This window comes from Agathobacter sp. (assembly GCF_977054825.1).
Genome location: NZ_CDRTEH010000008.1, coordinates 71672 through 93970, shown reverse-complemented (window position 1 = coordinate 93970; position 22299 = coordinate 71672). Strand labels below are relative to the sequence as shown.

At 36.3% G+C, this 22299-nt stretch carries 24 protein-coding genes and 1 pseudogene; 20 read left to right on the top strand and 5 right to left on the bottom strand.

What is annotated here, in order from left to right:
• The first annotated feature begins 134 nt into the window (after nucleotides 1-134).
• Nucleotides 135-1085, top strand: coding sequence for a hypothetical protein (locus tag ACW6PM_RS08670; protein ID WP_456056887.1), 951 nt, complete (start codon nucleotides 135-137; stop codon nucleotides 1083-1085).
• A 141-nt stretch (nucleotides 1086-1226) separates the two neighbouring features.
• Here the strand turns inward: ACW6PM_RS08670 and ACW6PM_RS08665 are convergent, their stop codons facing one another.
• Both ACW6PM_RS08665 and ACW6PM_RS08660 read right to left on the bottom strand, forming a co-directional pair.
• Complete coding sequence (locus ACW6PM_RS08665) at nucleotides 1227-1925, bottom strand: phosphatase PAP2 family protein (protein WP_055061354.1); 699 nt, start codon at nucleotides 1923-1925, stop codon at nucleotides 1227-1229.
• Nucleotides 1926-2109: 184 nt separating this feature from the next.
• Complete coding sequence (locus tag ACW6PM_RS08660) at nucleotides 2110-4110, bottom strand: beta-galactosidase (protein ID WP_456056886.1); 2001 nt, start codon at nucleotides 4108-4110, stop codon at nucleotides 2110-2112.
• 242 nt (nucleotides 4111-4352) lie between these two features.
• Between ACW6PM_RS08660 and ACW6PM_RS08655 the strand changes: the two genes are divergently transcribed.
• On the top strand, nucleotides 4353-5348 hold the full coding sequence (locus tag ACW6PM_RS08655; protein WP_308669208.1) for a LacI family DNA-binding transcriptional regulator: 996 nt from the start codon (nucleotides 4353-4355) through the stop codon (nucleotides 5346-5348).
• A 69-nt stretch (nucleotides 5349-5417) separates the two neighbouring features.
• Here the strand turns inward: ACW6PM_RS08655 and ACW6PM_RS08650 are convergent, their stop codons facing one another.
• Nucleotides 5418-6380 (bottom strand): phospho-N-acetylmuramoyl-pentapeptide-transferase, encoded by a 963-nt coding sequence (locus ACW6PM_RS08650; RefSeq protein ID WP_456056885.1) that lies wholly within the window; start codon nucleotides 6378-6380, stop codon nucleotides 5418-5420.
• Nucleotides 6381-6587: 207 nt separating this feature from the next.
• On the opposite strand from ACW6PM_RS08650, the gene ACW6PM_RS08645 reads away from it, so the two are divergent.
• The gene (locus ACW6PM_RS08645; protein ID WP_444122873.1) at nucleotides 6588-7559 is read left to right on the top strand and encodes an aldolase catalytic domain-containing protein; all 972 of its coding nucleotides are present in this window, start codon (nucleotides 6588-6590) and stop codon (nucleotides 7557-7559) included.
• 60 nt (nucleotides 7560-7619) lie between these two features.
• Here the strand turns inward: ACW6PM_RS08645 and ACW6PM_RS08640 are convergent, their stop codons facing one another.
• Together ACW6PM_RS08640 and ACW6PM_RS08635 are read right to left on the bottom strand one after the other, a co-directional pair.
• Complete coding sequence (locus ACW6PM_RS08640; protein WP_456056884.1) at nucleotides 7620-8228, bottom strand: sensor histidine kinase; 609 nt, start codon at nucleotides 8226-8228, stop codon at nucleotides 7620-7622.
• Between the two features lie 583 nt (nucleotides 8229-8811).
• Entirely contained in the window at nucleotides 8812-9510 is a 699-nt protein-coding gene (locus tag ACW6PM_RS08635) for a response regulator transcription factor (protein WP_456056883.1), read from the bottom strand.
• A gap of 263 nt (nucleotides 9511-9773) precedes the next feature.
• On the opposite strand from ACW6PM_RS08635, the gene ACW6PM_RS08630 reads away from it, so the two are divergent.
• The 17 genes and pseudogenes from ACW6PM_RS08630 to ACW6PM_RS08550 all read left to right on the top strand — a co-directional run bounded on the left by ACW6PM_RS08630 (nucleotide 9774) and on the right by ACW6PM_RS08550 (nucleotide 22126).
• Complete coding sequence (locus tag ACW6PM_RS08630; protein ID WP_456056882.1) at nucleotides 9774-10571, top strand: hypothetical protein; 798 nt, start codon at nucleotides 9774-9776, stop codon at nucleotides 10569-10571.
• Nucleotides 10561-11295 carry a WxPxxD family membrane protein gene (locus ACW6PM_RS08625; RefSeq protein WP_147324563.1) on the top strand — a complete coding sequence of 245 codons (735 nt, stop codon included), beginning with the start codon at nucleotides 10561-10563 and terminating at the stop codon, nucleotides 11293-11295. The genes ACW6PM_RS08630 and ACW6PM_RS08625 overlap by 11 nt, the downstream gene beginning before the upstream one ends.
• On the top strand, nucleotides 11285-12004 hold the full coding sequence (locus ACW6PM_RS08620; protein WP_055061361.1) for a DUF2705 family protein: 720 nt from the start codon (nucleotides 11285-11287) through the stop codon (nucleotides 12002-12004). The genes ACW6PM_RS08625 and ACW6PM_RS08620 overlap by 11 nt, the downstream gene beginning before the upstream one ends.
• A 14-nt stretch (nucleotides 12005-12018) precedes the next feature.
• Nucleotides 12019-12660, top strand: a complete 642-nt coding sequence (locus ACW6PM_RS08615) for an ABC transporter ATP-binding protein (protein WP_055238598.1) — start codon at nucleotides 12019-12021, stop codon at nucleotides 12658-12660.
• Entirely contained in the window at nucleotides 12647-13171 is a 525-nt protein-coding gene (locus ACW6PM_RS08610; protein WP_308651259.1) for a hypothetical protein, read from the top strand. Before ACW6PM_RS08615 ends, ACW6PM_RS08610 begins: the two co-directional genes overlap by 14 nt.
• A gap of 255 nt (nucleotides 13172-13426) precedes the next feature.
• Entirely contained in the window at nucleotides 13427-13717 is a 291-nt protein-coding gene (locus tag ACW6PM_RS08605) for a hypothetical protein (RefSeq protein ID WP_012742196.1), read from the top strand.
• A complete protein-coding gene (locus tag ACW6PM_RS08600; RefSeq protein WP_055223611.1) occupies nucleotides 13714-14208 on the top strand; it encodes a DUF3368 domain-containing protein in 495 nt (164 codons plus the stop codon). The genes ACW6PM_RS08605 and ACW6PM_RS08600 overlap by 4 nt, the downstream gene beginning before the upstream one ends.
• Nucleotides 14209-14287: 79 nt before the next feature.
• Nucleotides 14288-14644, top strand: a complete 357-nt coding sequence (locus ACW6PM_RS08595; protein ID WP_022293875.1) for a PD-(D/E)XK nuclease domain-containing protein — start codon at nucleotides 14288-14290, stop codon at nucleotides 14642-14644.
• A 313-nt stretch (nucleotides 14645-14957) separates the two neighbouring features.
• Nucleotides 14958-15131 (top strand): annotated as a pseudogene (locus ACW6PM_RS08590) (IS1182 family transposase); the annotation flags it as partial.
• Nucleotides 15132-15582: 451 nt separating this feature from the next.
• Nucleotides 15583-16278: a DUF3879 family protein gene (locus tag ACW6PM_RS08585; RefSeq protein ID WP_306763974.1), complete on the top strand. Its 696-nt coding sequence runs from the start codon at nucleotides 15583-15585 to the stop codon at nucleotides 16276-16278.
• Nucleotides 16279-16347: 69 nt separating this feature from the next.
• Nucleotides 16348-16800, top strand: coding sequence for a proprotein convertase P-domain-containing protein (locus ACW6PM_RS08580; RefSeq protein ID WP_306783517.1), 453 nt, complete (start codon nucleotides 16348-16350; stop codon nucleotides 16798-16800).
• A 253-nt stretch (nucleotides 16801-17053) separates the two neighbouring features.
• Nucleotides 17054-17644 (top strand): M57 family metalloprotease, encoded by a 591-nt coding sequence (locus tag ACW6PM_RS08575; RefSeq protein ID WP_118326616.1) that lies wholly within the window; start codon nucleotides 17054-17056, stop codon nucleotides 17642-17644.
• Between the two features lie 11 nt (nucleotides 17645-17655).
• On the top strand, nucleotides 17656-18438 hold the full coding sequence (locus ACW6PM_RS08570) for a hypothetical protein (protein ID WP_456056881.1): 783 nt from the start codon (nucleotides 17656-17658) through the stop codon (nucleotides 18436-18438).
• A gap of 802 nt (nucleotides 18439-19240) precedes the next feature.
• Nucleotides 19241-19966 (top strand): LytR/AlgR family response regulator transcription factor, encoded by a 726-nt coding sequence (locus tag ACW6PM_RS08565; RefSeq protein WP_081021196.1) that lies wholly within the window; start codon nucleotides 19241-19243, stop codon nucleotides 19964-19966.
• Nucleotides 19967-21286 (top strand): GHKL domain-containing protein, encoded by a 1320-nt coding sequence (locus ACW6PM_RS08560; protein WP_456056880.1) that lies wholly within the window; start codon nucleotides 19967-19969, stop codon nucleotides 21284-21286.
• 107 nt (nucleotides 21287-21393) lie between these two features.
• On the top strand, nucleotides 21394-21987 hold the full coding sequence (locus tag ACW6PM_RS08555; RefSeq protein WP_012742209.1) for an accessory gene regulator B family protein: 594 nt from the start codon (nucleotides 21394-21396) through the stop codon (nucleotides 21985-21987).
• A complete protein-coding gene (locus ACW6PM_RS08550) occupies nucleotides 21974-22126 on the top strand; it encodes an AgrD family cyclic lactone autoinducer peptide (protein ID WP_055238571.1) in 153 nt (50 codons plus the stop codon). The genes ACW6PM_RS08555 and ACW6PM_RS08550 overlap by 14 nt, the downstream gene beginning before the upstream one ends.
• Nucleotides 22127-22299 lie beyond the last annotated feature (173 nt).

Genomic DNA, 22299 nt, shown 5'->3' with positions numbered 1-22299 from the left:
CGAACTTGTGAGTAGCGTATTGTTTACAATCGCCAAAGCATACACATCGAAGCAGTAAGAAGTATCCGCAAGGACTTTAATTTCTCGATGTGTTTGAGTATATTTGAACACATTTTGAGTGGCAGAATAGATCAGTGTTTGGGAACAAAGCAAAAATATCCGCTGATGAATTAGCGTATATGAAGGAACAATTGGATAATGACAGGGGATTTTTCGAGAACGTAAATGCAAAGTCAAAGCTTATAGAGGCTGATTTTGATGAGCTTGAAAAATCAAGACAGCTTGAGGAGTCATCCCTTAAGCAGCTAAATGATAATGCAAATAATGTGGTGGAATTTTCAAAGGACAGCATGGATGCCATATCAGCCTTAAATGACAGCTTTACAGAGTGTGTAAAGGCGGCTGCGGACAATCTTACAAGCCTTGAGGGCGCAGCAAAGGCAATTGCCACACAGCATGAGGATACATGTGCGCTTGTCGAAAACAATAAGCATTTTACAGCTCCGGCTAAGAGCCTGTCAGAGACATCGGACAGGCTTGAGGAGCATGTGGATAGCTGTGTAGACATAGCTGAGCAGATGAAGGAGCAGAATAAGCAGATGAGCGTTCTCTCACTCAATGCTGCTATAGAGGCGGGCATGCTGGGAGAGCAGGGAAAGCTGTTCGTGGAGGCTGCTGAGAGCATAAGGGAGGCATCTGTTTCATATGACAGTGCAATTGATGCTGTGAAACAGGAGCTTTCAGAGGCAAAAGCTGAGATTACTGCACTTAAAGAGCAGGTGAGCCATCTTGTAGGGCTTCTAAAGGACAACAATGTTGCCACGACAAAGCTCATGAAGCAGGGAGTGGAGCTCAATCATGTGTTTTCACAGTGTGACGAGATTTCAGTTGACATGATAGAAGCATGCAGACAGCAGATTGTGTCAATCCGCAATACACAGGAGGAGATTATCAAGTTTGAGGAGCGCAATAAGCTGCAGGTAGAGGATGCATACGCAGAAATTTCGACTCAGAGGAAAAATTCAGCAGAAATAAAATCCACTGTGGACAAGGTACTCGACTACAGCAGGGAGAGAGTCAGATAACAGGACAGATATGCAGACTGTGAGTGTCATGCATTTTATGAGTGAAATATAAAAAGACATCAACCGGTGTGAATTCCGGCTGATGTCTTTTTTGAGTTGTTCATTATATAAATTCTCGTAACTGTTTTGTACCTTCACAGTTCAAACACGAACCTTGCGGTTTGCTGCATCCTGAAAGCTTCCGCTCTTCTGTGGCAGATGCATCCAGTTTTTGATGTAGACCACATTGTACATTACAAAAGCAAGCATAAAGGCTGTAGAAACGTCAAATACTGAGTGCTGTTTGATAAACATGGTAGACAGTATAATCAGAACACAAAGCACCAAGGATGCGTGCTGAACGTGTTTTTTATCCTTGAAATAGCTGCTGTGCATCACCGCAAAATGAATGCCAAGCGAATTGTATACGTGAATGCTCGGAAACAGGTTCGTCGGTGTGTCAGTGGAGTAAAGCCACTCGCAAAGCGCTGTAAACATATTGTGGTGCGTGAAATAATAAGGCCTTAAATTGTGACCATTCGGGTAGAGCGTTGATATAACCAAAAAAACGGTCATACCGGTATATAAAAACGCACACAGTCTGTAAAATTCTTTTTTGTCATGTAATGCCGTGAAAGCAATTCCAAAGGCCACATAGCCAAACCACATGATATAAGGAATAACAAAGTATTCACAAAACGGTATATAATCATCTATCGGAAGATGAATCAAGTGATAATGTGTGGTAACAGTGCGCTCTAAATATCCAAACCAGGTCAGATATATGATAAAGTATGACAAAATCCACACATGCTTGTAGCGGTTGAAAAGCTCTATAAGCTTATTCTGTATTTTCTTCATAAAACCACCTTTTTAATCCGCTTGAAATTATAACACTGAAAAATAATTCAAACAACACCAAAACAAAAGACTTAATAAATTTTATGAAAAAATTAATAATTGAGACCTTATATAATGAGCTTTTTGTGAAATATTTATCTGCAACTAAAAACATAGGATAAAACGGCACTGTTAAACGGCTGCTTTAAGCTGTGGTCTTATCAGCATAAAGGATGCTAAAATCCCATGGTGCAAGAGCTATACAATCGCCTGATGATACTGTGCTGTCATTGCAAAGCTTCTTGAGACCGTCTGCATGGCAGGTAACAGTCTGCTCATCATCCGAGTAGTTAAGCAGATAAATGATTTCTTCGCCCTGCATATTGGTTCCGCGCTTTATGACAACCGGATAAGAAGCATCAAATTCATTTTTTTGCTCGCCGAAGAAAAGCTTTAGGGCTTCTATCAGCGTGTCCTCGCCAAAAAGTGTGGCAAGATACATGGCACGGCCCTTACCATAGCTGTTTTGGGTGATAGCTGCGTGTACTCCCCAGTGCTTGTGCTCATACATGGCAACAGGCATGGCAGTGGTGCAGTCGACCATCTCCATCCAGTCACGCGCTTTTGACGATTTGCCGCCACAGGTTACGGTGACATTGTCTGGCAGGGTGAACTCATCGTACTGTATGCCGAGAGACTTGTTTATAATATAAGGCTGCATGTCGTGGCGTATTTTAAGGTGTTCATCCGAAAAAGCAGATTTAAAGGTCACCACCATATTGCCGCCGTTTGCAACAAATTCATTTAAGGCATTGAGCACCTCATCTGTTGCGCTATAGAGCGCAGGCACAAGGATATTTTCGTATGAAGCAAAAAGTGCCGGGTCGGCAGGAATCACGTCGTATTCGATGTTCATCAGATACAGGGCATCGCAAAGCCATCTGAAAACGGTATTGTAGTTGGAGTCACTTTCGTTGTTCAGCTTAAATTCATTAAGTCCTGTAAGAGAAGCGTTGTCAGCAATAACCGCAAACCTGTTTGTCTTTTTTAAATTGACCAGTCTGTGTCCGTATTTTTTTAATTCGTTTCCGATGACACTGCACTCCTTATAAAGCCTGTTCGGTCTAAGGTCGTGAGAGAGCACGCCCTTCCAGTAGCTTTCGATGGCATTGTGGATAGAATGCCAGTGCCAGTATTCAACCATGCATGCACCGTTTGCAATGTGGCTTATGGCCTGAAGCCTCAGTTGGCCCGGATAAGGAAGCCATGGGTGATTTCCGGCTGCCTCAGTCTCAAGCACCAGATAGTTATCACCTTTTATGCCCCTTGCAATATTGCCGCAGGCGGTAATTTCGCGGCCGCTCAGACGGCTCTGGGACGGGTGATATATATCGCAGCCTGCGATATCCATACACCTGGCAGCCTCGTACTGATTGACCTCCGGCTGCATGCCGTAAGAGTAGTCGTGCCACTCAAAGTCGAAATTGTGAGTGATGAACTGGTCATCTCTCTTATATTTTTTGACGATATCAGCCTGCCATGCAAAAAAGTCTGTCACTAGCTTTCTCTGGAATTTCTTGTATTCCGCATCAAGACTCATATTTATGGTGCCGCGAATATCGGGAAAGGCATCCCAGTCGTCCACACGGTTGCTCCAGTAATCAAGTCCAAACTCCCTGTTAAACTCGTCAATGTCAGGAAATTCATTTTTCAGATATTCTATAAATTTAGCCTGAGCGTATTTGGAACAGGTGTCATAGGGCTTAGTCTCATTGTCGAGTTGGAAGCCGATCACGCAGTCGTAGTCCTTCACCTGCTCCATGAGCTTTTCAATGATAATCTGTGCATGGTGCAGATAGTCAGGGTTTGTGATATCCATGTTCTGGCGGTGGCCGTAGAGCTCTTTGCCGTTATGTGTTACAGCAAGAATATCCGGATATTTTTTTGCAAGCCATGATGGAATAGCATATGTAGGTGTTCCGACAATGACCTTCAGCTCATATTTTGTTGCGCAGTCAAGCATACGGTTAAGGTGTGTAAAATCAAATACTCCCTCCTTAGGCTCCCAGGTGCTCCAGGTGGATTCGGCAATCCTGATAACATTCATGCCGGCATCGCGTATCATTTTAAAATCTGTTTCTATGCGGTCGTAAGGCATATATTCGTCGTAATATGCCACGCCATATAATATTTCGTCAAAATTCATTTATACATACCTCCAATATCTATACTATAAATATACGTTAGTAAATGAATGGTGTAAACATTAAATCATCAGAAAACAAAATGTTGAGCGAATATGCGTGGAAGAATGAGTCAGTTGCGCAAAAAATTGCATGTCTGGGATGACAAGTGGATGAAGATAGGTTATAATGAAAAACAATAGAGCTGCGCAACAAATAAATGTTGTTCAGTCATTATTTACATTCAGAGAAAATAGGGGGCAGAATGAGTAACAATATTACGATATCAGATGTAGCAGAGGCACTTGGCGTTTCAAAGACAACAGTAAGCAGGGCTATATCGGGGAAGGGCAGGATAGGCGCTGCAACAAGAAAAAGAGTGCTTGAATATATACAGGAGCATGATTATAAACCTAATGTAATAGCCAGAGGGCTTGCACAGTCAAAAACATTTAATATATGTGTGGTGATGCCGGGGGATTACGCACTTGTCGATCTGCCATTTTTCCAGGAAGCTATAATGGGGATTCAGGAGATAGCAGGTATAATGGAGTATGACATTTTGCTTTGTATAGGCTCAGGTAATGATATGGCGGGGCTTAGGCGTATCATACAGAATCATAAGGTGGATGGAGTGGTGCTGCTTCGCACGATGGTAGATGATCCACAGGTGACATTCTTGCAGGAGCGCAGGATACCGTTTGTCACAGCAGGCTCATGCAAATATAAGGATGTAAAGCAGATTGACCATGACCATAAAAGCGCCTGCAGGGAGCTGACATCAATTATGCTCATGCGTGGCATGAAAAATATGGCGCTTCTCGGTGGAAGTGAGGACATTGTCGTAAATCAGACCAGATATGCAGGCGTAGTGGATGCCTATGAGCAGTTTGGAAAGAAAATAAATGACAATCTTGTATTTTTAAACCTTGAAGGGAAAGCATATATCGAAAAGGCTGTAGATGATGCAATTGACAGAGGCTGCGACTGTTTGCTGTGCATGGATGATGCAGTCTGTGCGCAGGCCATGAGACGGCTCCGCGAAAGGCATATAAAGGTGCCGCAGCAGGTGAAGGTGGCTTCATTTTACAACAGCTCAGTGCTGGAAAATAATGTGCCGTCCATTACATCACTTTCATTTGATTCAAAGGAGCTTGGAGCAAGAGCCTGCAAGAATCTGCTTAGACAGATAGAGGGTGAAGAGACTGAGAACAGGACACTTCTGCCATATGAGGTAGTGTTGAAGGAGTCCACACAGTAAATAGTAAAAGCCGGAGCCGACAATTAAATTGTCAGACTCCGGCTTTTTCTTTATATAGTTTTAAAACTGTTAAATCATCGCCAGATAAACCGTTGCGAGTGATACAACAATCTGGATAATTGCAAATCTGAAAACGACCTGTGCATTTGACCAGCCGAGCTTCTTTCTGACGTGGTCATGGATAGGAGTTGTGGTATTCTTTAAAATATGTATCTTCAAAAATCTAAGAAGAGAAACCTTTATGAGTCCAAGTCCACCGTCGATGATAAGCACGAGACCTGCCAGTATGTAGATGAATGGGCTTTGTGATTTAAGAGCACATATAGCTATGAATATACCCATGGCTCTTGAACCCGCATCACCCATCAAAAGCTTGCTTGGTGTGGCATTGTACCACAGATATCCGAGCAGACATACTGCAAATAATAAAATACAATAGTTGAAGCTGTCAGCTATTTTGAGCACTGAATCAAGCACGAAGAATGTCATTATGGTAATGATGGTAAGTGTTCCGGAAAGACCATCAACACCGTCTGAACAGTTTGTGACATTGATTGATACCCAGACTAAAATGACTGTGAGTATTCCAAACACAACAGGTGGAATATTTACAGAGCCGCCAAATATGGCAAAGGTGATTGTACTTGAGTTGAAATGCAGATACACAACTGCCACAACAATTGCAACCGCAAAATCAAGAGCGCCCTTTAAATACTCGCCCCATGGCTTTTCTGCCGCATCGTCAAAGTAGCCTGTGAGCATCTCAATAACTATAAGCACAAGATAAATGGCAATCTCAGCATTGATTTGTGAAAAAAGCACTGCCGATATCACAAATGTGAATATAAAGATAATACCGGCTCCTCTCGGCTTTCCGGCTGAAAGCTTTCCGTCCACGGCAAACTGTCTGCCGAGGTCCTTTGGTAAAAATTTATTTAATTTTGCAATAGCGATACATGTGAGTGCGAATGCAAAAATCACTCCGATGAAAGCTATTATCGACATATCTGCCGAAGTCAAATAAGAAATCATATAGTCCTCCTTTGATATTGTATTACAACCTCATTCATTATATTAGTCTGACAAAAAAAAGTAAAGTTTTACTTGCAATTTTAAATAATTGTGTTATTATACTTATATGCTTTAAAGCGTTGAAGCATTAAAACTTTAAATTGTAACATCAAGCTACAGTAATATTTATATTTGTTACAATAATATTTATACTTGGAGGAAACAAAAATGGCTCAGAAAGGTGATTTAATGACAGCACGCCCTGATATCCGCGTGCTTGACGCTACCATTAGGGATGGAGGACTGGTAAACAACTTTATGTTTACTGATGATTTTATCAATGCTCTTTATCGTGCAAACGTAAAGGCAGGCATCGACTATATGGAGTTTGGATATAAAGCATCTAAGGAGCTTTTTGATGTAAATAAATTCGGCAAATGGAAGTTCTGTGATGAGGCAGCTATCCGTGAGATAGTCGGGGACAACAACTCTGATATGAAGATTTCTGTCATGGCGGATGTCGGCAGATGTGACTACAAGAAGGATATCCTCCCTCGCGAGGACAGTGTGATTGACATGGTGCGTGTGGCTACATATGTACATCAGATGCCAGCAGCAATCGAGATGATTGAGGATGCCAAGTCCAAGGGCTACGAGGTAACCTGCAACATCATGGCTATCTCAAATACACAGGAATCAGACTTAGATCAGGCACTTGACATGGTTGCCAAGAGCTCTGCAGACGGCATATACATTGTAGACAGCTACGGTGCCATCTATCCTGAACAGATTCGCCGCACTGCCGAGAAATACACAGAAATTGCAGAGGCAAACGGAAAGTTCGTAGGAATGCATGCACACAACAATCAGCAGCTTGCATTTGCAAACACCATAGAGGCAGCAGCCCAGGGAGTCAGCTTGTTGGATGCAACAATGATGGGCATGGGACGAGGCGCAGGAAACTGTGCGATGGAGCTTTTACTCAGCTTCCTCAAAAATCCAAAATACAACGTATTCCCTGTACTCAAATTCATTGAAGAGCATATGCTTCCGCTCAAGGAGAGCGGTGCTGTATGGGGCTACGATATTCCATACCTGCTCACAGGACGCTTAAATCAGCATCCATCAGCAGCTATTGACTACATCAAGTCAGGCGAAACACATTACGCTGATTTCTACACAGATTTGCTTGATAAATAAAAATAGATAGATGTATATAAATCAATCCGCTATGCCAGATTTTGGTGTAGCGGATTGTTTTTATGCGCGTGAAAACCAAAGAGTAATGCGAAACTCGGTATTATTATGTGAAACAATAGCCCGTCCATTCATCTGCTTCATCATAAGGGTAATATTTCTGATACCCATGCCGGTGGTATTAAACAGAGAGCTTTTATCTGAGATATGGTTTGTTATCTCGATACCTGCATCTTTATTCCGGTAGATACAGCTTATGCAGACAGGAGCTTTGTTATCTGCATATTTGCATATATTGTTTGTAATATTGTTAAAAATCCGTCCGAGAAAGTTTGAGTTCACAGTGATTTTAAAATCCTTCCATATGAGCTTTTCTATATCAAGTGAAAAGCTGTTTTCACGTAGGACAAAAGCCATCTCAGAGAGATAGTCACCTATTGCATTTTCCATATTGCATGGAGCGTCAAGCTCAAGAGCTTCTTCATTGCAGGCAAGTGAATAGTCAAAAAGCTGGTCGGTAAGGCCTTTTATTTCGCATATTTTATTGAAAATCACATCTATGTGTTCAGTGGGAATCGCACCCTTTTTATTTTCCATTTTGATAATTTCAGCGTATGACTGCAGCCCTGCGAGAGGAGTGCGGATATCGTGTGCCATGCTTCTTATCAGCATATTTTTTTCATTGATCAATTCGGTTTCAGACTGCTCGACAACGTTTAAAGTGCCATGTATTTGCATGAGAATATGTCTGGAAATGAAAAACAAAATCATTATTGCTGTAATTAAAGTGAAGAGAGCATCACAAATAAGCAAAGCTTTGAGATATTTTACCTGATAGTTATTGTATATAAAAATTTTAGCTGTCCTGTCATTAAAGTTTAAATCTTTAAGGTAAACAGATATTTTCTGATTATATAATGATAGATTTTGGGGCTTTTTGAGACATAAAAATTCTGTTGAAACGTAATGTGTTTCATTATCAATGGATATGAGAAAAAATTCGGGCTTTTCTCTTTGAATCCATGTATCAATGCTTTTAAAATCGTTTGACGAAACCTTATTGTCAGACACATATTTTTGAAAGTCTGTAATATACGCAGCTTGTGTATTGTAAATATAGCTGTCGGAGCTTACATATTCATTTATTATTTTTTCCCCGTAAAGGTATATAGCTGTAAATACAGCAATTGAAATCAATAAAGCTATTAATAATGAAATCAATAAGCTGCTTATGTATTCCTTATATCCGTTAAATTTATTCTTCAAATTTATATCCCTTTCCCCACACTGTTTTAATCAGGTGGGCACAGCCACAGCCGGCTTCAAGCTTATTGCGCAGATTTTTAATATGAACCATAATGGTGTTATTGGAAAACTGTGTATACGGTTCATTCCAGACGCTTTCAAATATATTCTGTGTTGAAAATGTCTTTGTCGGATGAGAAATTAACAGCAGAAGAATCTGATATTCTTTATCCGTGAGAGCAAGCTGTCTGCCATCGTAACTGACATTGTTGCATTTTGTGTATAAGGTTAAGCCACATCGTTCAATAGTGGATGAAGCGGTGTTGTCTGATGCATCTGCATTGTCGTAGACTCGACATCTTCTGATAAGAGCCTGAATACGCGCTATCAGCTCCACGTAGGAGAATGGTTTTACAAGATAATCGTCCCCTCCGGCGGAAAGGGCTTCCATTTTATCGGTTTCAAGAGATTTGGCTATCAAAAAGAGAATCGGAACATATGATTTTTCCCTGATTCTGCGGCATACCTCAATGCCGGAAATATTTGGCATCATTATGTCAATAATCAGCAGATCAAAGGTTGAGTCAAATTTTTGGAGCCCTTCTTCACCGTCATGCGCTTCTTCGATGAAGTAACCTTGATTTTCAAGCAAAATCCTAAGTGCATTTCTGATTGTTTCGTCATCCTCGATAATGAGTAGTTTATCCATACAAGCTGCTCCTCATATAAGTGAATAAGATTTATTGTAAAAACAAAAGTGATATAAATATAATAGCACATAAAAACACAATATGCGCTTAATAAAATCTGAAAAATTCTGAAGAAATCTGAAGTGTGGATGTACATGACAAGGAAAAATTCAGAAATTTTCATAACAAATTAAGTCGATTTTTCAGAAATATGAGATACTATATAAACATAGACGTCTATGGTAACAATAAGGTAGTAAAAAATTAAAAGGAAAGGGGAAATATGAGACAGCAATTAAACAGAATTATAAGTGATAAAAAAAGTATAGGAATGATAATTTTTATGCTCGTAATTCCAATTTTGGATATTGTACAGATTTATTATCAGGATATTATTATATGTAATGGAGAAATGGGAAAACCCTATCCGTTATATGTCACATTTTTATCATGCTATTCACAAGGGCACATATTTCAAATGATTTATCTGTGGTTTTTACCATTATATTTGCTGGTAATAGTGGGAGAAGAGAGTATTGTTGATTATATTACAGGATATAAGAATATATTGATATGTAAAATGGGAAAAAATAAATATATTTTACAAAAAATGAAATCAGCCTTTATTGTCTCATTTGCAATTGTATTTGTAGGACTGGGATTAAATCTTATACTTTCACAAATAGTATTTAATGGGGGAACAAATACACCGTTTGATGCAGAACCATTGAAATATGACAGTTGTGTCATGGTAGAAACATTTCTTTTTGAAATAAGCTATACACATCCATTGACAACGAATATAGTCTACATTCTTATAACGGCAATATTTGCCGGTGTTTTGGGAATGATGGGAGCTGTGTTGGCAATATCTATACACGAAAGAAAGATGGTATATGCGTTGACCTTTGCAATTTGGTTCATACCAATTTTGTTTAAAAATTCATCAATGCATATTTTTCAACCGTTTATGGAATATGATTTTAATGTTGTTGTTCCAGTGGCGATATGGTGTATAGTGCTTTACATTTTAGTGATTATAACAGCTATTATATGGGAGAAAAAAATTGTTGAAGTATAAATATTTAGTATGTGCTTTAATATATGTGGGATTGTGTGGTATAGATTGTTATTTTTCAAATGTACCTATGCTTAATTCAATAGGGCAGATGGGGATAACGGAGGATGTAATTTTCCTGAATATGCACAATTCAGGCAGTAATTTCTGTGGAATTAAAGAAATATTGGTTGTAGATACAATTCCTGTCTTATTGGGAATATACTATGCATTAGATAAAGAAAAAACATATATATTACTTAGATATAAAACGCGGGAAAAATATAATAATAGCCAGATCAGGATAATTATTGTAATGGCGGCAATATTTTCGGCAGTTCGTCAGATAGTTGATTATATTTTTACGGTATATAGTTTTAAGGGTGCAACAATTAAGAAATATCCATTTGTGCTGTATTCTCTTATGGAATTTGTTGTTATTTGGATTTTCTTTGTTGCAACAGGTCTTTTTTACAAAATACTTAGAGATTGTTTACAAAATGAACTTATTGCTCTTATAGGAGCTTTTGGAGTTAATTTTGTACAATTCTTTTTGATAAAATTTTGGCTCGTTAAGTTTTGGATACCCGGGTTAGATGTTGCTGCAGCATATAATTTTTTGGAAGGAAATAAATCGTTTGTAAGCTGTTTGGGTATTCTTGCAAAAAATATAGTAATGGCAATAGTTCTGTACATAGCAGGAATAGTAACGTTTGCAAAAAGGGATATTTTAAGAAATGAAAAATAAGTGGTTAAACATAATATTGATCATATGCATGATTATTATGCAAAGAGTTGTAATACAAATGAGTGGCTATGAGGTATATCAATTACCATTTGCCAGTACACTTTTTATTTTTGACAACCCAACAAGTAATTTAGTGCAAATTTTATATGCATATATACCATTACCATTTGTACTTTTTTACTTTTCGGGTAATGCAAGAGAAATTACAACCGGATATGGTAAGCTTTGGCTGATCAGATCTTATAGCAGAGAGAGGTTATACTTAAAAAATGCTATATTATCAGCAGCGAAATTAGCCTGTATAGTAATAGGTCAGACGATTATTTTTTTAATATGTGATGGGACATGGAATAATTTATCAAGTATAAAATTAATACAGGTAATAGTTACATATTTTGTTGGAGTATGGGCATTGGTACAATTACAATTTTTACTTGAATTATTTATGGATGCCAGTATTTCAAATATATTTGTAAATATTTTTTTGGTGGTATCACTGATAATTGGAAATAACGTACTGATAAATCGTGATTTAAGCCGGATTGGAGTTATGCTTTTCCCCAATATGCTATTTGGAACGCGTAGTGGGATAATTTATCAAAAAAACATATATGTGAGATACGAAACTTCAATTATATATGTGATTATATTATTAGTAGTTTTAAATATTATTTCAATAATAAAATATAAGAAAACAGACATTTACTGAGGAGATGATATAGTATGATACAATTACAAAATGTAACAAAGAGGATAAAGGAAAATACGGTATTGGATAATGTATCGTATACGTTTAAAAGTGGTTTTGTTTATGGTTTATATGGGCAAAATGGTTCAGGAAAGACTATGCTGCTAAGAGCTATAAGTGGTTTGATAAATCTGGATAGTGGAAGTATTTTCATTGATGGGGAAAAGCTGCATGATAAAATTGAGTTTCCACCTGAGACCGGTATTGTTATAGAAAATATGGAATTGCTGCCGGAATGTTCCGCAAAGAGAAATCTTCAGATGCTTGCAAAGATAAAAAATATTGCTGATGAAAAAGATATAATCTTTTCTCTGGAAAGAGTAGGTCTGGATCCCGACTCTGATAAAAAAGTAAAAAAATTTTCATTGGGAATGAAACAGCGATTAAATATTGCACAGGCAATTTTTGAAAATCAAAAGATTATATTGCTTGATGAACCGACAAATGCATTGGATGAAGAGGCTGTGCAGCTTATATATAAAATAATAAGAGAGGAGAAGTCAAGAGGAGCAACGATTATTGTAGCCACTCATCATAAAGAAGATTTAAAGGAAGTGTGTGATGTGATATTAAAAATTGCGGAGGGAAAAATTGTTGAGGAAAATGAAAATAAATAAGTATTTTCTTGGAATTGTTCTTATAATCATAATAATTATGTACTTTATGGTTGGAGTTCTTTTCCTGGGAAATACAAGAGAAGATAATAAAATGAAAGTTAGTACTGTACAACAGAGCATAGAATATCAGACTTTTAAGTCTGGAACAGAAGGCTATAATCTTGCATCAAAATATGCAGAAAATCTGCAGAATAATTCTTTGGACAAAGAAGCTATTGATTTACAATTGCAGGAGGCAAAGAAATTTTTACAGGATAATATTAAAGGAATAAGCAGGGAAAGTGATAATTTTGCGCAGATGTTTTATTATTGTGGGATCATATATGGGTTAGATGATATTTACAATTGTGGAGATTATGAATTTGTAAAGGTTGGAATGGAAGTCAGAGGTTATATTATTAATGTCCAAAATGGTGATATGGATGATGAGCTTGAAGCTGACTTATATGATAAGCTGACAAAACTCACTGCTGATGATATACAGGAGGTTGTTAACGCTATTGATAATTAAAACAAGATAAAAATAGCAAAAATCTCTGGACACTGCAACAAATGGGATATGTACAGTTCTAAATTAACCCATTCTTTTGTAGTGCATTGTAAAACATAGCACGTCCAGAATAGTTCCAATACGCACAATTTTGACGAGGAAGATTACTTGAATAAAAGCAGATAAAAATCAGTTGTAGAAAATCCAAATAATGGATATAATAATAATATAGGAAAAGAGACGAACATAGATTTCTAACAGAAAGGACGTGATATTATGGTAACAACAGAATCTGTAACTATTAAAGTTCCGGTAGGAATGTCAAAATATCTGGTAACTATGAATCCGGAAACAGAGCTTACCCGAAATGCACTGTTGCTGTATCCATATATACTGAATCAGACGATATCCCATGGTCGTGCGGCTGAAATTCTGGGAATCAGAAAATCCGAGTTGATTGATCTGTATGATAAGCTGGGATATTCCTATTTTGATATGACGATGGATGATCTGGATGATGAACTGAATACTTTCAGAGAACTCAAAAAGAAGGAGGCTGCGGTATGATTGTTGTATCAGATACAACACCGCTGATATCACTTCTTAAAATCAATCGTATAGATTTGCTGGAAAAACTGTTTGGCGATGTTTTGATTCCGCAGGCAGTATTTGATGAGCTGACAGTTAATGAACGATTTCGGCTGGAAGCCGATGAAATCAGGCAGAAGAAATTTATCGTAGTGAAGCCTGTCAATAATCCGGAATCAGCAAGTATATTAAAAAGAGCGGCAGGTCTTGACCAGGGCGAGAGTGAAGCGATTGTCCTGTCAGATGAATTAAAAGCAGATCTGTTATTGATGGATGAAGCAAAGGGAAGAAATGTATCAGCTCAGATGGGACTTAGAATCATGGGGACGATAGGGATTCTTATGGCAGCCTATGAGGAACACGAACTGACATCGGATGAAGTCAGAGAATGCGTGGATGGTCTGCAACGTGCCGGACGACATATCGGACAGCGGCATTATCAGATGCTGTTAAGCAGATTGAAAGACTAAAAATACTCTGGTTCTATAACAGTACCGTGGTTCTGGATTGGTTCTAAAAAGTTTTGAAACGAGATGCAGGATAGAAAAATTGAAAATAGTAGTAAATCTGACGTCTGTACCATTTGTTCTGGGGCTGATTGTAGAACTGGAGGATTGTTATATTGTGACTTCGAACCGGGAGAGTGGATTCGGAAGATACGATGTGATGTTGGAGCCAAGAGATAAGTGCGATGATGCATTTATTATTGAGTTCAAGGTTCAGGATTCGGAAACAGAGAAAGATCTGGAAGATACAGTGAAAGCCGGGCTGGAGCAGATTGAATATAAGAAGTATGCTGCAACGTTGGAGGCAAGAGGAATTCCGGAGGAAAAGATTCATAAATATGCGTTTGCGTTTTGCGGGAAACATGTTTTGATAGGGAAGTCAACAACAGGAGATAAATAGCAAAAATCTCTGGACACTGCATAAAACAGGAGCCTCGCAGGAGAACTTGCTACAAAATCCGCTGTACGAAGCGGCTTAGCAGCTGTTGGAATTATGTCAAGATACAGCAATGGGGCTGTAAAAAAACTTCCCTAGAAAAAAATCGCCCAGCCGTGAGGTCTGAGCGATTTTTTGGTATAATTAATTATGCTACTAACAAACTATACTAATGGTAATTATACTATGCGGCAGCTGAAATTACCATTAGAAATCGCAAAATTGATCGATATTTCTGATCCAGTATATACTTTTTGTGTCCAATGTATTGACATAGATCCAATGCTTTGTACCTTTGATGGAAAAATTCAATCGCACATATGGTCATTATCCGAAATATCAGGTTGCTGATGCCGGATACGGTTCTTACAATAATTATCTTTATTGCGAAGAACACGGCATGGAAAAACACATGAAATTTCCCATGTACAAAAAAGCAACGACAGACGAAAGCTGAATAAAACTCAAGCGTGATTAGCTGAGCTTTATTAAATTCACCATTTTTTATACCCAAAGATGCAGACCTGTTCAAAAATAGAAAAATTCATACAAAGAAACAACAAAACCGACATTTGCCGGAGTTGGCGTTTCTTAATTAGGGACTTATTTTACAGCCCCATTAAATTATAGCTGAATCATTATAATATATGAGATGATACCTATAACACTATAAAAGCAATGAATGAGAGTATGACAGCAAAATCTATGCCTGTTATGGTTGGAAAGAAACGATAAAAAGATATCCCTTGAATTGAACTTTGGTTTGATTCAAGGAGATTTTATATTTGGAGTGTCATTTTCTGCAATTAGGAGTCACTTTCTGCAAGAACAATTGAACAATACAATTTATTTGATATTCTTAAAGAAGAAAGTGATATTTAATTTGACAAGAGTATAATCGTTTGTTAAAGAAGAAAATGGATTTCAGAGTAATTTATCAAGGAGAGAAAATTATGCTTATAGTAAGAGAGTTTAGCAATAGATTTCAGCAAATGTCTGGAATGCCTATCAATAGTAACGAAACAAAGGAAAGACTTAAAGCGGCTGGAATAGATATAAATAGTAAACAATATCGAACTGTTATGAGTGAGATGTCCAGAGATGGTGGCGGTGGATATACTACAATCTCAGCCATTAAGAAACGAATGAGCCGATATGATAAAGATGGAGACTGGATTAATCCACGCACAGGATTGGCGGGGGTACTCGTTACAGATAAAAATTGTGCTAGCAAAAATAGAATTGTTTCAATTTCAGAAAGCATTATGGATGAGATGTTTGAAAGCACTAAAAAAGAATTTTATATGGAAAATGGGGTGCATAACGGCGATACAACAAACAGATCAGAGATATATCAAAAGTTGTATCAGCAAACTGAGAAAAACGACAGATTAGCAGCAGGGTATACATTAGAGGAGTATGAGCGACAGTATTGGCAGGCATTCACAGATGCCGTAAAAGTAGCAGACCCTAAATGGGAGGCTGGAAAACCTATCATGCCGGGAGTTTTAGATAGAATTACAAGTAAATCCATTGATGCTTTATTAGTAAAATCTGGTAGTCAACTGATTAGAAAGTCATTTGAACGAATGATATAAAAAGTATCCATTTTGCGGGAGAACATTCTGTTTGATAATATTTATGTTTTGACTTAAGGAGGATTTTTTATGAATATTATTAAGAAGAGAGCTTTAACATCAATTGCAGTATGTTTTATGGCATGTTTAATGTTTTCAATGCCGGTATTAGCAGCTTCAAATTCATTTTCGAAGACCACTGTAAAGTTAAATGCGATAGATGGTGGGGTATCTCAAATAGCAAAAGTTTCTTCAGGAAGTGTTTTAGGAACCAATCCTAAAATCACTCAGGTGAAAGTATACTTAAATGTAGCAAGTGGTACAGATCCGTTTGACCTTTATATTGAGAGTCCAGAAGGAACAGTAGCAAGGTTGACACCTTCTACAAAGTCAGGGACATATTATGTAACCGATTTTGTGGGTGAAAATCCCAAAGGAGATTGGTATCTTCAAATTGAAAATTTGGGCAAAACCTATGATCCCAATAAACTATATCCTGCATCAACGGTAACGGCAACAATAACAGTCACATACAGTTACTGATTTAATATCAATAGGATGACATTCTCGCAAGTAAATAATGATTTGTTCATTTGCAACATATTAAACACGATACTTTTTTAGAGGATAAAGGTTTTGGGTTTTACAAAAAAAGGCACCATTTACAAAGCCAATTGACCCTTGAATTGTTGTCAATTATAGTTGTCAAAAAATACGGAGGTGAGATAAAAAATTTTAGTAGTATTTTGTTGCTTTATAATTGTATGTATTAAGAAAATTAAGCGGAGGAAGTTTTATGAGAACAAAAAAATTTATAGTTGCATTATGTTTTAGCTTTTTTATGTTCATGTGTAGTGTGTCAACTGTGTATGCGTATAATACATATAATCAGCACAAATTGACATATGGTGTGGGAAATTATGGAAAAGATACACAACATTACTTTATTACATCAAGTGCAAGCAGCTATGCATCTTATATTAATACGGCAATGAGCGAATGGGTAAATACAACTAGTAGCATGGGAGTAACAACCCCTATTTCTTATACAAAAACCACAACACAATCAAGTAGTAGAATGGATATATATCAAGTAAGTACTGTTAATGAATGGTGGGGGTTAACAACTATGTATAATGGAAGTACAGAGGTTGATCCATTCAGTAGCAATTGGGCTTGGGGAAAAATACAATTAGATGCGGATTTTTCAGATTTAAGTGAAAATAAAAGATTGGCTGTTATAGCTCATGAAATGGGGCATGTTATGGGGTTGGCACATTCAGACTTTAGTAATGTTTTGATGAGGGCAGACATTGCTTATAATTCAAGTAGTACCTCGAGAGCACAAACTAATGATTTAGGTGGAATAAATTATTTATATAAGTAGGAGGAAGTAAAATGAAAAAAATTGGTATTAGAATATTAGGGTGTATGGCATTATTGTCAATGGTTGGTTGCGGAAGGATAGAAGGTGCAAGTGTTCAGGATTTAAGCAATACTAAAGATGCAATTGTTGAAAGTGAAACCACTTTGGCAGAAAATAATAATGAATATTCAAATAAAAATTCCCTATTTTATAGTGATATTTCTAGTTATGAAATTTTTACAGATGTAAATAGTGAAGCTGCGTTAAAAAATCTTTACTATAATATTGATGATTTTATTGATAGTGACTCATCAGATGTCATTGTAAAAGGAAATATTATAGAAATAGAATATGTGTATATTGATGGATGTTCTTATTCTGTGCTTACCGTTGATGTGGAGAGAGCATATAAAGGCGAGGTGCAGGAAACCATCACTGTGTATGAGGATGGAGGATATACTCGGCTGAGCGATGAAAAGGAACAAATTGAAGCACATGCCGATTTGTCACAATACACAGAAGAAGAAATGAAAAATTTGCTAATTAACCATACTTTTATGGGTGCGGAACATTCAAATGTTGGAGATACTGTTATTCTATTTCTGAAAACAAATGAAGGCAGTATTCTGGGTGACAGTTATCGAATTAACTGCTCAGTCTTTGGACGGTACACTTTGAATAAAGATAGCTATATTAGACCTGAATTTATTGTTGAGAATGATAATCCAGAGAAAATAACAACATGTAGTAATATGGATACATTCGAGTTTTCGGTGTCTAAATCAATGCTTGAAGATAAACTTTCACAGCAGTAAAATGTCTATATTGAAAATATTGGAAAAAAGTAAATGTTTGATATAACAGACTATCAAAGAAAATTATGAATTTTTTCTATGGGGTATTCTTGCAACAGTGATGTAATTTAATAGGCACAGGAATATGTCAAAAGACCAAAACAAAAAGTGTTAATGATAATAGGTGTTTACTGTTATAACATTTGTTATTTAAAGGGACTGTCGCTTTAACGATTTAGAATGACAGCCCCTTTTTCGAATCTCTTTTTTTAAATATTATAGGGAAGAAACAAGATGGACTAGAACAAGTCCCTTTTCATCATGCATATTGCATAAAATAATGCAAAAAGAACCAAAATGGGTTCATAGGCATGGTGAAAAGGGATGGAACAGAAAATAAAGCAAGATGAGATATTTATTGGTAAGAATATCCGGCGTATAAGGAAAGAAAGAGGAAGAACATTTGCTAAAGAGATATAATTATATTCTTTAAGTTCGGAGACAGTAGTAATGCCGGCATATGTTAATGCAAATTTGGTAATAGAAGAAAGATTAAGCTGTTCAAAATGTTGATTTTGGTCATTTTCTACAAATATAGGTCGATTTCTGCCTTTTATTTGATTGTTCGGGTGAGAAATAGTAATATATGACTGTAAAATGGTTTTATATTATTCTAATTGAACGAGGGAAAATAAGCTATGTTTATATGGAAGTAAATAGAGTTTTTATTGGAAGGTGCCAAAATATAAAAATATGTACAAAATTAAAAAAACACAACCAACCAAACGAGGAAATATGCAAAATTTAGAGGGGGGGTAAACGTATGTTTAGAATTGCTATATGCGATGATGAAAAGATTTTTAGAGATGACCTAAAGGAAATACTTATACGTTATATGACTGACAGAGGAATAATGCTTGAAATTGATACTTTTAGTTCAGGAAAAGAATTTGTTGAACTGGGAATTGAAATGGTAAAATATAAGATTGTTTTTCTGGATATCAACATGGATGAACTGGATGGAATTATGACAGCAAAAAAGATCCGGGAAAACAGCAAGGATATGTTTATTGTTTTTGTTACAGCCTTTGTAAACTATACGATAGAAGGATATAAGGTAGATGCAGTAAGATATATTTTAAAGGACAATAAAAATCTGTTTGCCAGTGTTTATGAGTGCATGGATGCAATTCATGAAAAAATGGATTATAAGATTACTTGGGCTGAATTTGATTTCTGCGAAGGTACAAGGAAAGTTTCATTGAATCGCATATTGTATATTGAGAGTAAATTACATAAATTGGAGTTTCATGTAATGGAGGATTGTCTGCAAAAATATACATTACAAGGGACGCTAAATGAAATAGATGATAAGTTTGCCGGAAATGATTTTCTGCGGATACATCAGAGCTTTCTGGTTAATATGAAATTCATTAAAAATATAAGCAGATACAGAGTATTGCTGAATAATGGAATTCTATTAGATATAGCTAGAGCGAGATATAAATATGTAGAAGAAAAGTTTATCGCTTATAGAGGTGAAGTATAAATGTTTGTTTACATTCAGAGTCTTTTGATTATGATGTTGGAAATATTATGCTGCAAAATTTTTTTTGAAGCATTTGGAATAAAAAGAGAGGAAAATAATTGTTGGAAAAATTATAGTATAGTTATCGGATTGACAGTGCTTTGCTATTTTATTGCAATGATTTTTCGAGACTATTTTATTGTAAAGCAGGTATTTTCAATTATTCTCATAACATTCTTTATGTTGCTTTATCTTAAACTGAGTTTTGGTAAGGCGATGATTTTATCAGCATTATTTGAGAGTCTTTTGCTCGTGATGGATTATTTCGCGTTACTTATGAATATTTATATTTTTCATAACATGGAAGAAGTATGGGAATCACATGTTATACAGGGTTCATTGGTCGTTGTTTTAGGAAAGGCATTGTTACTTTTTGCTGTATTAATTATTAGAAATCATATGGAGAAAAAATCTTTGGCTATGCTGGCAGATACAGAATGGCTTCGGTTTATTTTTTTCCCTATTTTCACAATATATGTTATTATAGCTATGATAAAAATGTCTGAAGATATAAAAAATAAAGCCCAGGAGAATTTATTTTTTGTTATAGCGTGTGGATTGGCGGGAATGAACATAGTTGTATTTTATTTAATATATGATATTTTAAAACGAGAAAATAAATTGCAGGAGGAACGTATTTATAGGATACAGGTTAAAAACCAAATAGGTATGTATCGTTCTATTTCTGAAAATTTTGATAAACAAAAGAAAATGACACATGAATATAAAAATCAGATTATGTGCATTGATTCTTTGATAAAAAAGAAGAAATATGATTCATTGGAAAGCTTTGTCAATAAAATCAGTGGTCAAATTAGTAAAGAATTGGATTTTATTTGTACAAATAATGTGATTGTGGATGCAGTATTGAATACTAAATATCAGGAAATAAGGGATAAAGGTATTGTTTTTGTATTTAAAATTAATGATTTATCATCTTTGAATATTAGCGATGAGGATGTTGTGGTTATTATGTCCAATTTATTAAACAATGCGATTGAAGCATGTGAAAAGTGCAGAGGGGATAAAATAATAAAATTGAAAATTGTTATAGAGGACAATAATGCGATTATATCGGTGAAAAATACTTATGAGAATGCTGTTATTTATGAAAATGGAGAGATACAGACTACAAAGATTTTGGATACAGATGAGCATGGAATAGGAATAAAAAATATAGCTGAAACAATAAGGAAGTATGGGGGCTCTTATGTGATTCAAAACGATGAACGAGAGTTTTATTTTTCCATTATGATTCCTCTAGTGAAAAGTGATTTCTGAGAACAAATCACTTTTTTGTCGTTTTCTGCAAAATAAGTACACTTTCTGCAATAGACCTTGTTAAGAAATTGTGTATTGTTATACTTACAGTAGAAGGAGGCGTTGATATGATTGAGAAGATGGCAATGGGGTTGGTTGACCAAATGGCTGAGGAAAAAATGATTGACAAGGAAGCGGAAGAATATTATGTCTATACGCTTGTTTCGTTAATGGAAAAATTTATAACCATTGGAACTATTTTGCTAATAAGTGTACTGATTGAGAAATTAGTTCCAACAGCATTCTTTTTGTTATTCTTTTTGTCATTAAGAAAAAGAACAGGCGGATATCATATGAATACCTTTTTTCAATGTTATTTGGGTACAGTGGTTACTTATATGCTTGTCTTAGGTTTATGTATGGTTCTGGTTGACTATCCGCAGCTGGTTTTTGGATTATTATTAGTTGCAATTTGCATAGTTGAAGTTATAGGGACTGTTAATCATCCCAACATACATATGGATGCGGTAGAACTGTCAGAATCAAAGAGGGCGGCAAGAATTTTGTGTGCAGTTGAAGTGTGTGTTATTTACACTTTTACTTTGCTCGGAGCCGATATGATGTATGTTTGCCATATGGCAGTTGCTGTTATATTATGTGCGGTTCTGTTGCTGATAGCTAAAATATTAAAACAGGAGGTAAAGAGAAATGAAGAAAATTAACAAAAAGGTATTGAAGGTTGTGGAGAGGGTGACAAGAAATGAGATTAAGAGAGCCAGTGGTGATCCTCCGTTTTGTTTGGGGATATTTCATCAACCGAAAAGACCGGTAGAACATAAATGTAATAGAGAAAATAAATAAAGAAATAAATGGTAGTATATTTCTTCACAGACTCCTTAAATCCTATAATTTCAAGCTTTTGCGATACTTTGTTGTTCATATCATTATTCACCCACCAGGTGAAGAAAATATATGGTAAAATAGACGTAACAAAACCTATAGATTGGAGTCTTTTACCATGAATAACAACCACC

Bases quoted from the DNA above. Each gene is read 5' to 3' on its own strand.
- ACW6PM_RS08665 (WP_055061354.1), bottom strand. From the start codon at position 1,925: ATGAAGAAAATACAGAATAAGCTTATAGAGCTTTTCAACCGCTACAAG.
- ACW6PM_RS08660 (WP_456056886.1), bottom strand. From the start codon at position 4,110: ATGAATTTTGACGAAATATTATATGGCGTGGCATATTACGACGAATAT.
- ACW6PM_RS08655 (WP_308669208.1), top strand. From the start codon at position 4,353: ATGAGTAACAATATTACGATATCAGATGTAGCAGAGGCACTTGGCGTT.
- ACW6PM_RS08650 (WP_456056885.1), bottom strand. From the start codon at position 6,380: ATGATTTCTTATTTGACTTCGGCAGATATGTCGATAATAGCTTTCATC.
- ACW6PM_RS08645 (WP_444122873.1), top strand. From the start codon at position 6,588: ATGGCTCAGAAAGGTGATTTAATGACAGCACGCCCTGATATCCGCGTG.
- ACW6PM_RS08640 (WP_456056884.1), bottom strand. From the start codon at position 8,228: ATGCTGATAAGAAGCATGGCACACGATATCCGCACTCCTCTCGCAGGG.
- ACW6PM_RS08635 (WP_456056883.1), bottom strand. From the start codon at position 9,510: ATGGATAAACTACTCATTATCGAGGATGACGAAACAATCAGAAATGCA.
- ACW6PM_RS08630 (WP_456056882.1), top strand. From the start codon at position 9,774: ATGAGACAGCAATTAAACAGAATTATAAGTGATAAAAAAAGTATAGGA.
- ACW6PM_RS08620 (WP_055061361.1), top strand. From the start codon at position 11,285: ATGAAAAATAAGTGGTTAAACATAATATTGATCATATGCATGATTATT.
- ACW6PM_RS08615 (WP_055238598.1), top strand. From the start codon at position 12,019: ATGATACAATTACAAAATGTAACAAAGAGGATAAAGGAAAATACGGTA.
- ACW6PM_RS08610 (WP_308651259.1), top strand. From the start codon at position 12,647: ATGAAAATAAATAAGTATTTTCTTGGAATTGTTCTTATAATCATAATA.
- ACW6PM_RS08605 (WP_012742196.1), top strand. From the start codon at position 13,427: ATGGTAACAACAGAATCTGTAACTATTAAAGTTCCGGTAGGAATGTCA.
- ACW6PM_RS08600 (WP_055223611.1), top strand. From the start codon at position 13,714: ATGATTGTTGTATCAGATACAACACCGCTGATATCACTTCTTAAAATC.
- ACW6PM_RS08580 (WP_306783517.1), top strand. From the start codon at position 16,348: ATGAATATTATTAAGAAGAGAGCTTTAACATCAATTGCAGTATGTTTT.
- ACW6PM_RS08575 (WP_118326616.1), top strand. From the start codon at position 17,054: ATGAGAACAAAAAAATTTATAGTTGCATTATGTTTTAGCTTTTTTATG.
- ACW6PM_RS08570 (WP_456056881.1), top strand. From the start codon at position 17,656: ATGAAAAAAATTGGTATTAGAATATTAGGGTGTATGGCATTATTGTCA.
- ACW6PM_RS08565 (WP_081021196.1), top strand. From the start codon at position 19,241: ATGTTTAGAATTGCTATATGCGATGATGAAAAGATTTTTAGAGATGAC.
- ACW6PM_RS08560 (WP_456056880.1), top strand. From the start codon at position 19,967: ATGTTTGTTTACATTCAGAGTCTTTTGATTATGATGTTGGAAATATTA.
- ACW6PM_RS08555 (WP_012742209.1), top strand. From the start codon at position 21,394: ATGATTGAGAAGATGGCAATGGGGTTGGTTGACCAAATGGCTGAGGAA.
- ACW6PM_RS08550 (WP_055238571.1), top strand. From the start codon at position 21,974: ATGAAGAAAATTAACAAAAAGGTATTGAAGGTTGTGGAGAGGGTGACA.